Genomic DNA, 10,512 nt, shown 5'->3' on the forward strand with positions numbered 1-10,512 from the left:
TGGAAATATGGGTGTAAAGTATAGAATGGTCGTAGAACAAATGGAGAAAGAAATATTAGATGGAAAATATACATTAAATACTAAGTTACCTACTGAAGATGAGTTGATGAAGAAGTTCGATGTCAGCAGGAATACCATAAGAAAAGCAATCAATATATTGGTTGAACAGGGTTATATATACCAAGTTCAAGGAAGCGGCATATTCCTAAGGGAATTTTCCAGACCTGGCTGTATTTCTATGAAGGATATGAATGGCTTAACCAAAGAGTTTGCAAAGGATGAAATGACAAGTAAAGTGCTGAAGTTGGAATTAATAGAAGCTGATGAAAAATTGGCCGAACAAATGAAATGTAATGTAAAAACCAAAATCTATAACCTCAAACGGGTTAGGTACTTAAATGGTGAACCCATTGTAATAGAAGAATCCTTTTTCAATAAAGACATCATTCCCATTTTAAATAAAGAAATCGCAAATGGTTCCATTTATGAATATATCGTCGAGGATTTAAAGTTGAATATTGGTTTTGCAGATAAAATCATTTCATGTGAGAAACTAAATGACGATGATGCAAAGCTTTTGGACTTGCAACCAGGAGATCCGACTTTAATTGTTGAAAATACGGTCTTCTTAAAAGCGGGAGTCGTTTTCGATTTTTCAATTGAGAAATATAATTATACTTCCGCCAAATTATTAACATTGACCACGAATTAAAATGGGCTTTCGGGATCTGAATGGAAGATTCGAAACAAAAAAAGAGCGACTGCATTTCTTAGCGATCGCTCTTTTTATTTATTTTACCTGGTTCTATAGTAGTTTTCAGCTGTGTATATAGGCCAGCTCCAAAACGGTACACCTTGTGAAATAATGTAGCGGTCCAAGAAGATTTCAAAATTAAGATTTAGAGATGAAAGCTCTGTAAACTCCAATATTTGAAGGTAATTTGGATCCTCGACCTTTAGTTTTTCTTTATCTAATATTAGAAAACAATCTTCCAATAAATGTCCAATCGGAATCCCCTGTTCACCTATAATCTCAAGTTCTTGAGCCTCTTTTACTTCATTTAAACTAAATAAATGAAGACCGCCCCCTATATTAACACCGTCGTCATCAATCAATTCATATATTCTTGCCCCATTATGGAGTGTTAAGAATGCCTTGTAGTCTTCAGGAAGCTTGATATTGTTTTCACTTTCAAACATTTCAACTTCAGTTGGCTTTATCGGAGCGTTAAAAGAACACGAAACGTTACCAACTTCTCCTTCGTCTGATACTGTCTTCATTTGGTCTTTCTTATTCAACAATTCTTTTAGTCCCGACAATGTATTATGTATAAAATGACTCAATTCACTAATCCCTCCATAACGAATGATTATTACTAGTTCCTATTCATGATGTAACAATAATTACCAATTCTATCTTGATATGCATCGGAAATTTCATTTAACAGGAAAGAAAATTATAGCGTAATTCATGAAACGGGAAACTTTGTCCATCGTATATCATATATATGGAAAAATACGGAGGGGTTAAGCTTCAAGAAGATTATAGATGGGAAAACTTATTAAGGGGTGAGAAGGGGAATCTTATGCAAAAAAGGGTGAAAAGAAAATTATTTCATTTATATACAGGCGAATTGATGGCAACTGTGATTTTTGCTGTACTTTGGGTTTCGTTTCTGATGCAACATGATTGGACCGATTCCTACTTAACTTCATTTTCATCTGTTTATGCGTTCGTCCTATTGGAATTTATTTTGCTTCAAGGAAGTTTATATTGGTTTCTTAAATGGAAACGGGCAAAAGAAAACGATTACGCCCATTTACCTTATACGCAATTACGGATTTTTCTATTCTTTAAAAGGATCAACCTATTACTTATTGCCACAGGAATAGCAGTCTTTTTTTATCAATTAAAAGTAGTTGGATCAGGAATTTATTGGTATTTATTTCTTTATGTTTTCGCCATCATCGAGCATATAAATTACTACCACGTCAGGCTTTCTTATCAAAGTCCAAAGGAAATGAGAGAATTCAATCGCCAAAAAGGATTAAGGAAATCCATTTTGGCAAAGGAATTGAATGATCTTAAAAAAGATTTTACGGTGTGAATCGATTCACACCGTTTTTTTTATTCCGGGGTTTTGGTTCATTCATCATTTTTTCCGACTATCCCATAAAATAAAATCTTCATGATATCCTCAGTCAAAGGCAGGATTTTTTGATAAACCTCTTCCCGTTGGATATATTCAGTCATCGCTTTTATATAAAATAAAATGGCTTCATTAGATAAGTTTGGATCTACATATCCTTGTTCCTTTCCCTGGTCAAACAGTTCAATAAAGCGTGGCAGAGCCTTTTCTGTATATATTTTTTCCATATAATCGATTCCGGAAGTATATTCCCTCATTAAATATTGATAAAAATCTTCATGAATTTGTTTCGCAGTTTCATTCTTAGCAAACATGATTTGCTTTATTTTCTCAGGGAAAGCCATGTTGCTATTAAGTATTTGTTCAAATTCATCCAATGCCTTATCCGTATAATAAAGAAAAACCTCATGAATTAAATTATGTTTACTTTCAAAGTAATTATATATCGTTACTTGAGATACATTTGCTTTTTTGGCTATTTCCCCAATGGAAATCTTTTGTACACCATACTCCATGAATAATGTTAAAGCAGCCTCAAGTATATTCAATTTTTTTTGTTCCCTGCGTCGTTGAAACCCGTCCATTTATTTCACCTCAACCTTAGTTTAATTAAAAATATGTAATAGAACAATTAAATTAGTTCATAAACTATTGTCAGGATTCCTTATTTTATATATTATGAACTAAATCAATTAAAATATTTCATAATATCATTTCATATTTAATCAATGAGGAAGAGGTGGATGAGGGATGTCAGTATTGAAAACAACGGATTTAACGAAAAAGTTTGGAAAGTTTACAGCTTTAAATGGTGTGAACATTGAGGTGAATAAAGGTGAGGTATTTGGATTCATCGGTCCTAATGGTGCCGGAAAATCAACAACGATTCGTGTGCTGCTCGGGATTTTAAAAGCGACGGATGGGGAAGCGAAGATTTTTGGCAAGGACGTTTGGAAAGACGCGGTTGAAATTCACAAGCGAATTGCCTATGTTCCAGGAGATGTGAACCTATGGCCCAACTTAACAGGCGGGGAAGTAATTGATCTGTTTGTTGAACTACGTGGCACGAACAATAAAAGCAGACGCGAAGAACTAATAAAAAAATTCGATTTGGATCCTTCCAAAAAGTGTAGAACCTATTCTAAAGGGAACCGGCAAAAGGTTGCTTTGATTGCTGCTTTCTCATCTGATGCCGACTTTTATATATTGGATGAACCAACATCAGGTCTGGATCCATTGATGGAAAGAGTTTTCCAGGATTGTGTGATGGAGGCGAAAAATGAAGGGAAAAGCATATTACTTTCCAGTCACATTCTTTCTGAAGTGGAAAGGTTATGTGATAAAGTGGCCATCATTCGGCAAGGACAAATCATTGAAACGGGAACATTGGATGAGTTACGTCACTTAACCAGAACAAGCTTGCTCGTCGAAACGAAGCAACCAATTACTGCTTTAGGGAATGTAAACGGGGTTCAGGATATAGTGAAGAAAGATCAAGCACTTTCATTCCAAGTGGATACAGATGAATTGGATAATGTGATGAAGTATATAAGCCAGTTTGGAATTGTGAAATTGGAAAGTGCGCCGCCTACATTGGAAGATTTATTCATGAGCCATTATGAAGGAATAAGGAAGACTTCCGATTCAGGGTCGGGAGGTGCGTTATAATGCCGATGCAGTCCTATCATAATACTGGAAGACTCTGCCGATTAATAGTACGGCAAGATCGGATTCGGATCCCTGTTTGGTTAATTTCCCTATCTGTCCTTTCATTTATGGTTGCAATGGCATTCACTGATCTGTATCCTACTGGGCAAGCAAGGCAAACCATTGCAGAAACGATGAGGAACCCGGCAATGACAGCGATGGTGGGGAAAGGTTACGGCCTGGATGACTATACAAACGGAGCGATGATGGCGCATCAAATGTTACTTTTAACCGCTATTGCTGTAGGAATAATGAGTATTTTGCTAGTTACGCGCCATACACGCGCAGATGAAGAGGACGGCCGTATTGAGATGATTCGTTCTCTGCCAGCTGGCCGTTTGGCTAATTTAAATGCAACCATCTCCATATCGTTTGGAACGAATGCATTGATTGCGTTAATAACGGGTTTTGGATTGTATGCTCTGGGAATTGAAAGCATGGATTTGGAAGGTTCCCTTATGTATGGAGCTGCTTTAGGGGCAACCGGTATTTTCTTCTCGGCGATAACGGCATTATTTGCTCAGCTTACGGAGAGTGCGCGAGGTACGATCGGGTATTCCATCACTGTATTGCTTCTCTCCTATCTTATTCGGGCAATTGGGGATGTTGGCAATGAGGCACTTTCCTGGTTTTCACCATTGGGTTGGGTTTTGGGTTCAGAAGTATATGTGAATAATTATTGGTGGCCAATCATACTGACGATCGGTGCAGCAATTATCTTGGTTGTAATTTCTCTCTATCTCAATTCCATCCGTGATTTGGAAGCTGGATTCATACCGGCTAAGCCTGGCAGGAAATATGCTTCATCCTTTTTAAAAAGTCCGCTTGGTCTTGCACTAAGGCTTCAGCGTACAGGATTGATTGCGTGGGCAGTCGGGATGTTCATTTTAGGAGCATCTTACGGTTCCGTTTTAGGTGATTTGGAATCCTTTTTTGCAGAAAATGAAATGATGGCTCAACTATTAACGCCTGTTGAAGGTTACTCGATGACAGAGCAATTTTTAACCATGTTGATGTCGATCATCTCCATGATATGCACCATTCCATCTTTAATGGCGATGTTAAAGCTTAAAGGGGAAGAGAAAAAGAATCATACTGAACATTTACTGAGCCGCGCTGTATCACGTACAAGGCTTATGGGCAGCTACTTTATCATCTCCGTTATTGGCGGCTTTTTCATGATTACGCTAGCTGCAATTGGTCTTTGGGCAGTCGGGAATTCAGTAATGAATGAAGGGATTGCTTTTGGCACTTTATATCGTGCAGCAATGGTCTATCTGCCTGCGATGTGGATCATGATTGGCATTGCAGTGCTGTTTATCGGTATTGCACCAAGATTATCTGTCTTGACTTGGCTTTACTTGACATATTCAATCTTAGTCGTCTATTTAGGGGGAATGCTTCAATTCCCGGAATGGATGGGTAAACTAACACCATTTGGCCATATTCCGAAACTTCCTATTGAAGATATGGACTTCATGAAAGTATCCATACTTACAATCATAGCTATAATATTACTGGCTGTTGGCTTTATCGGATATAACAAACGGGATATTCAAGGTTAAAGATTCAACTTTGATTGATGGGGCTGGAATGGAATAAGCGTAAAGTTTTTTGAGGGGTTGTAAACTTCGAACGTTCATTTCCACTCCAGGCACTCGCTTTCCGCGGGCGGTCTGGGAGCCTCCTCGGCTTGCGCCTGTGGGGTCTTCCCTTGGACGCGCTTTTCCCGCAGGAGTCTCGTACCTTCCGTTCCAATCAACTTTGTTTTAAGATTTTGATGAAGTCCCTTTAGTCTACAACTTGGCAATCTTTCTTAATGAAGGATCGAACCCGTTGCCCTTTTTCATTGTACAAGAATCGAAATGGCGCTATACACTAATAACAAAGCCATGATTACATTAAACTGACTTCTATACTTTGATAAAAACGTTTGAAAAACCGAACCGAACATACTCCAACAGAACGTACTCATAAAACCAACAAAAGCCAGAAATAATGAAAAGAATAGTAAGCTGAAATTTGAAGAGTGATAAGGTAGTATGAAGGTTGATATTGCCGTGATGCCATATAAGATGCCTTTTGGATTTATGAATTGTAAAAGCATGCCCGCTATAAAACTGTTGTTCCTGTCATCATTATCGTCGTTATCTTTATTTGAACTGGAAATGATTTTTATGGCCAGATACAGCATATAAATTGCACCTAGGATAGTCATGATAAATTCAATCTTTGGTATGAAATTTTCAAGCAAAACATTAAAATAACTACACAATAACATTATTACAAAAAAACCGGCACCTACCCCGAAACAAAATTTAATCGTCTTTTTTAACCCGTACTTGTTCGCAAATAACATTGCCATGATGTTATTTGGACCTGGAGTGAAACTTGTAACAAAAACAAATAACAAAAAAGATAGTAAAGGCATGGTTGACTCCCCTTTGTATGTTATAATGACCAAAAGTGACACTATAACGACTTCCTTTTTATTGTACAATGCCGACGTTATATTGTAAATAAGGAGCATTTTATGGAAGAAATAAATTTTATTATTGCTAACAATTTAAAAGCCATCAGGGAAAGTAAGAAATTAAGTCTTGAAAAGGTTGCTGAATTAACCGGAGTAAGCAAAACGATGATCGGACAAATCGAAAGGGGCGGATCGAGCCCTACGATTACAACAATTTGGAAAATAGCCAATGGATTAAAGATTTCATTTTCTTCACTGATAAATAGTCCGCAGCCGGATACAAAAATTGTTTTAAAAAGTGAAATCCAATCATTATCTGAAGATAACGGCAAATATCGAGTTTATCCCTACTTTCCCTTTGAAGATGAGAAGCGCTTTGAAGTATATTCAGTCGAGATAGAAAAAGGTGGATTCCTAAGTTCCGATTCGCATAGAGAAGGAACTGAAGAGTACATAACTGTTTTTGAAGGGGAATTGACTGTACGTGTAAATAACGAAGAATATACAGTAAGGAATGGTGATTCTATCAGATTCAAGTCTGACAGACCGCATACTTACCATAATTCAGGGGAAACATTAACTCGCTTAAGCATGATCCTATATTATCCAACTTAAAAATATGGGAGTAATGTTGTTCTGCTTGTTATGGATTATTAAAAATTCATGTTCAATGATGCAGCTCAAAGACTGGGAGAGATTTAAATCTCTCCCACAGACTGTACAAGTTGGACGTTGAATTCCGCTCCAGGCACTCGCTTTCCGCGGGCGGTCTGGGAGCCTCCTCGGCTTGCGCCTGCGGGGTCTCCCTAGACTCGCTTTTCCCGCAGGAGTCTCGCACCTTCCTCTCCAATCAACTTTGTTATAAAATTTTGATATAAACCATACCTGAGGAGTTGAAGGTATTGCTTTGGGTCAGTTGGTTCTTGATCAAAGTTACGTTTTCCGAAGCCCTTTTGTCTACAAACTTGAGAGAGAGATTTAAATCTCTCTCTTTTTTTTGATCTTCTGTAGGTATAAAGACCAAAATTGATTACGGAGAAATAATGATACTATTTTACCATTAAATAATTTTGTTGATATATCATCTAGATACAGATGGGTATTTTGGGGTGATTATAATGATAATATTCTGTTAATATTCCGTGTGTCATTGTAAATTTGTTTTAAAATTGGATTATTTTGTTGTAATATAGGATATACACGAATCTTTAGAGGAAAAAAGTAGGGTGGATTTGTGTATAAGCAATAAAATTTATTCAGGTTTAATATTTTGAAAAATGTGTAAAAACCATGGATATGTTCGCGAAATGTTATGCCAGTATAGAACTTATGGGGGGATTACTCTAATGGGGAAAAAGAAAATCGTTAAAATTGCATCAGCAACCATAATGGCTGCGACAACGATCGTAGCAGTAGCACCGGCACCATCGGATGCTGCCACTAGCTTGAATAGTAAAATCAAAACGGCAAAGGCCACCATCAAAAAACCATTCGACACCTATTTCTACTCTTCTAAACTCGCTTCCGTATCCACTGTTGAGAAACAAATCAAGTCTGCAATACAAGCAAAAAAAGACATCAACTCTACCATTAAAAAATCAATGCTAAGCAAAAAAGAAAAAGACGCCAAATACAAAGAAATCGTAGCTTATGATAAGTATATCACTCGTTCAGAAGGATATGTGAAAGGGTATAAAGCGGCAGAAAAAGCAAAAGCTGCCCATGATAAATCGATTAACGCCCTTACGAATTCAATCATAGCCAAGAAATCAATTGATATCAGGGATCAATATGAGGCACTGGATAAAGCCGTGAAAAAGACAGACAAAGATATTAAAGATACGGTTTACGGTGCGAAAATCGAAAAGCTCTTATACGATAAATTCACTAAATCGACCAAAACGGCTTTGAGCGGTGACCTGAAAGTGCCGTACTACTATGAGAAAGCTGCTTACTGGGTGAAGAAAGGTGATTTAAAGACGGCGGACAACCGGATGAATACCGTTTCTTCGCAGGTGAAAAAGGTCAGCAAAACATCCAAACTCGGTAAAGCCATTCATGCTTATGTTAAAGAGGTGAAAGGTAAGTATGATGAAGCGGTATATGCAGAAAAGAAAAAAGAAGTGGCAAAACGGGTCAATGCCTATGTAGATCTTGCCAATGGGGAACTTAAAACGAAAGAACAGATAAAAGCGGCTAAAAAGGCGAGAGCCGACATCCATTTAAATGGGATCAAGGAGTCGGACCGAAAGGAATTCGAAGCGAAAATAGCATTGGCGGATAAGAAAGTGGCAGCTGCTAAAGAAGCTTTGAAAAATCCAGCGAAGGCAATCACGCTTTCCTTGATGCATACGAATGACACGCATGCCCACTTGGACAATGTAGCCAAAAGGGTGACGGCTGTTAAAGAAGTGCGTAAGAGTAAACCGCAAGCTCTTTTGGTGGATGCTGGTGACGTATTCTCGGGAACCCTCTATTTTAATGAATTCAAAGGGCAAGCGGATCTTCGCTTCATGAATTTAATGAAATATGATGTCATGACATTTGGGAATCATGAGTTTGACTTGGGATCAAGCGCTGAAGGGCATCAAGCTTTAGCTGACTTCATTAAGGGGGCTCAGTTCCCATTTGTCAGTTCGAACGTGGACTTCTCCAAGGATGATAAGTTTAAGGGACTATTTTCGGACCTGATTTCAAGTAATCCGGAGCAAGGGAAGATATACAATGGAATCGTAAAACAAGTGGATGGTCAGAAGGTGGGTTTCTTTGGGCTTACGACTGAAGAAACGAAAGATATTTCAAGTCCTGGAAGTATAGTATTTGAAAACTATCTTGAAGAGGCAGAAAAAGCGGTCAAGGCGTTCAAAGGCATGGGGGTTAATAAGATAGTTGCCGTATCCCATATTGGTTATGATGACAATGCAGCTTATGACAATGATTTAACATTAGCTGCCAAGGTCAAAGGCATCGACGTGATTGTGGGCGGACATAGCCATACGCAGTTAAACGCCCCCGTTGTTATTGATAAGGATGATAAGGGAAAAACCAAAGATCCGACAGTCATCGTTCAAGGGTATCAGTATAGCGACTTTTTAGGAACGATCGATGTGGAATTCGATAAGAAAGGCAAGATTGTCGGACAAGCCGGACAGCTGATTAAGCTTTCTGAAAAACAGGATGATCCTGAAGCGGCAACAGTGCTCGAAACATACTCCTCGAAGATTAAGGAGCTGAAGGAAACGAAGACTGGGGCAACAGCTGTGAAGGCTTTGGACACACCGCGTGATGCAGGGGATGAAACGAAACCAAGTGTTCGTAAAAATGAAACAGAACTGGGTAATTTAATTACGGACGGAATGCTTAGTAAAGCAAAAGAATTCAATAAGGATGCGGTCATTGCTTTCCAAAATGGCGGGGGCATCCGTGCAGGTATCGATCAAGGTGAGATCACTTTAGGGGAAATACTGACCGTTTTACCGTTTGGGAATACGTTAGCGACGATGGCGCTTACGGGTGCAGAGATCAATGAAGCATTAGAGCATAGTGTAAGCTTGGCTCCTAAGGAAAATGGCGGCTTCCTGCATGTATCCGGAATGAAATTCAGCTACGATAGTTCAAAGGAATCAGGCAATCGTGTGACAAAGGTTGAAGTCATGGGACAAGATGGAACATATTCCGAATTGGATACAGCGAAGGAATATGTCGTGGCGACCAACGCTTTTACAGCTAAGGGCGGAGATGGATTCACCGTTTTCAAGAAGGCTTATGAAGAAGGAAGAGTGACGGATATCGGACTCGCTGATTGGGAGAATCTACGGGATTATGTAAGTGGGCTCAAAACTGTCGATCCAAGCATCGAAGGACGCATCAAAGATGTGGCCGGAAACTCTACAGACCCGAATACGGTGTTGGCCAAAGACTTTGGCGGAACGGCTGATGCTCCAAAAAACCATGAGGGTAATGTAGTTGTGGACATCACGGATATTGCTTCATTGGAAAATGCAGTGGTTAAAGGAAATCTTACATTAACGGGAACTCCTCCAGACAGCTTTACTTTTTCAGATGTTACAGTCGAGGGTAATTTGGATTTATCGGGACTTAACGGTAAAACCGTGAGCCTAAGCGGTGTCACCGTGAATGGCGAAACGATTTTTTAATCGGTATGAATGCTGAACCTACGTA

At 38.7% G+C, this 10,512-nt stretch carries 9 protein-coding genes; 6 read left to right on the forward strand and 3 right to left on the reverse strand.

Annotation, left to right across the window (positions count from 1 at the left end; genetic code table 11):
- Positions 1-7 precede the first annotated feature (7 nt).
- The gene (locus tag QUF86_RS09580) at positions 8-712 is read left to right on the forward strand and encodes a GntR family transcriptional regulator (protein WP_289314766.1); all 705 of its coding nucleotides are present in this window, start codon (positions 8-10) and stop codon (positions 710-712) included.
- Positions 713-795: 83 nt separating this feature from the next.
- Here the strand turns inward: QUF86_RS09580 and QUF86_RS09585 are convergent, their stop codons facing one another.
- Positions 796-1,344, reverse strand: coding sequence for an SMI1/KNR4 family protein (locus QUF86_RS09585; RefSeq protein ID WP_289334151.1), 549 nt, complete (start codon positions 1,342-1,344; stop codon positions 796-798).
- A 242-nt stretch (positions 1,345-1,586) separates the two neighbouring features.
- Here QUF86_RS09585 and QUF86_RS09590 point away from each other — a divergent pair, with 242 nt between their 5' ends.
- Positions 1,587-2,108 carry a hypothetical protein gene (locus QUF86_RS09590; protein WP_289334152.1) on the forward strand — a complete coding sequence of 174 codons (522 nt, stop codon included), beginning with the start codon at positions 1,587-1,589 and terminating at the stop codon, positions 2,106-2,108.
- 38 nt (positions 2,109-2,146) lie between these two features.
- Here QUF86_RS09590 and QUF86_RS09595 read toward each other — a convergent pair whose 3' ends face one another.
- A complete protein-coding gene (locus QUF86_RS09595; protein ID WP_289314769.1) occupies positions 2,147-2,734 on the reverse strand; it encodes a TetR/AcrR family transcriptional regulator in 588 nt (195 codons plus the stop codon).
- 166 nt (positions 2,735-2,900) lie between these two features.
- Between QUF86_RS09595 and QUF86_RS09600 the strand changes: the two genes are divergently transcribed.
- Together QUF86_RS09600 and QUF86_RS09605 are read left to right on the forward strand one after the other, a co-directional pair.
- Positions 2,901-3,818: an ABC transporter ATP-binding protein gene (locus QUF86_RS09600; RefSeq protein ID WP_289314770.1), complete on the forward strand. Its 918-nt coding sequence runs from the start codon at positions 2,901-2,903 to the stop codon at positions 3,816-3,818.
- Positions 3,818-5,422, forward strand: coding sequence for an ABC transporter permease (locus QUF86_RS09605; protein ID WP_289334153.1), 1,605 nt, complete (start codon positions 3,818-3,820; stop codon positions 5,420-5,422). Before QUF86_RS09600 ends, QUF86_RS09605 begins: the two co-directional genes overlap by 1 nt.
- A gap of 281 nt (positions 5,423-5,703) precedes the next feature.
- Here the strand turns inward: QUF86_RS09605 and QUF86_RS09610 are convergent, their stop codons facing one another.
- Positions 5,704-6,288, reverse strand: coding sequence for a LysE family transporter (locus tag QUF86_RS09610; RefSeq protein WP_289334154.1), 585 nt, complete (start codon positions 6,286-6,288; stop codon positions 5,704-5,706).
- A 102-nt stretch (positions 6,289-6,390) separates the two neighbouring features.
- Between QUF86_RS09610 and QUF86_RS09615 the strand changes: the two genes are divergently transcribed.
- Positions 6,391-6,945, forward strand: a complete 555-nt coding sequence (locus QUF86_RS09615; protein WP_289334155.1) for a helix-turn-helix domain-containing protein — start codon at positions 6,391-6,393, stop codon at positions 6,943-6,945.
- A 731-nt stretch (positions 6,946-7,676) separates the two neighbouring features.
- Positions 7,677-10,487, forward strand: coding sequence for a bifunctional metallophosphatase/5'-nucleotidase (locus tag QUF86_RS09620; RefSeq protein WP_289334156.1), 2,811 nt, complete (start codon positions 7,677-7,679; stop codon positions 10,485-10,487).
- Positions 10,488-10,512 lie beyond the last annotated feature (25 nt).

It is taken from the genome of Peribacillus sp. NJ11 (assembly GCF_030348405.1).
Classification (GTDB): domain Bacteria; phylum Bacillota; class Bacilli; order Bacillales; family DSM-1321; genus Peribacillus.

Bases quoted from the DNA above. Each gene is read 5' to 3' on its own strand.
- QUF86_RS09580 (WP_289314766.1), top strand. From the start codon at position 8: ATGGGTGTAAAGTATAGAATGGTCGTAGAACAAATGGAGAAAGAAATA.
- QUF86_RS09590 (WP_289334152.1), top strand. From the start codon at position 1,587: ATGCAAAAAAGGGTGAAAAGAAAATTATTTCATTTATATACAGGCGAA.
- QUF86_RS09595 (WP_289314769.1), bottom strand. From the start codon at position 2,734: ATGGACGGGTTTCAACGACGCAGGGAACAAAAAAAATTGAATATACTT.
- QUF86_RS09600 (WP_289314770.1), top strand. From the start codon at position 2,901: ATGTCAGTATTGAAAACAACGGATTTAACGAAAAAGTTTGGAAAGTTT.
- QUF86_RS09605 (WP_289334153.1), top strand. From the start codon at position 3,818: ATGCCGATGCAGTCCTATCATAATACTGGAAGACTCTGCCGATTAATA.
- QUF86_RS09610 (WP_289334154.1), bottom strand. From the start codon at position 6,288: ATGCCTTTACTATCTTTTTTGTTATTTGTTTTTGTTACAAGTTTCACT.
- QUF86_RS09615 (WP_289334155.1), top strand. From the start codon at position 6,391: ATGGAAGAAATAAATTTTATTATTGCTAACAATTTAAAAGCCATCAGG.
- QUF86_RS09620 (WP_289334156.1), top strand. From the start codon at position 7,677: ATGGGGAAAAAGAAAATCGTTAAAATTGCATCAGCAACCATAATGGCT.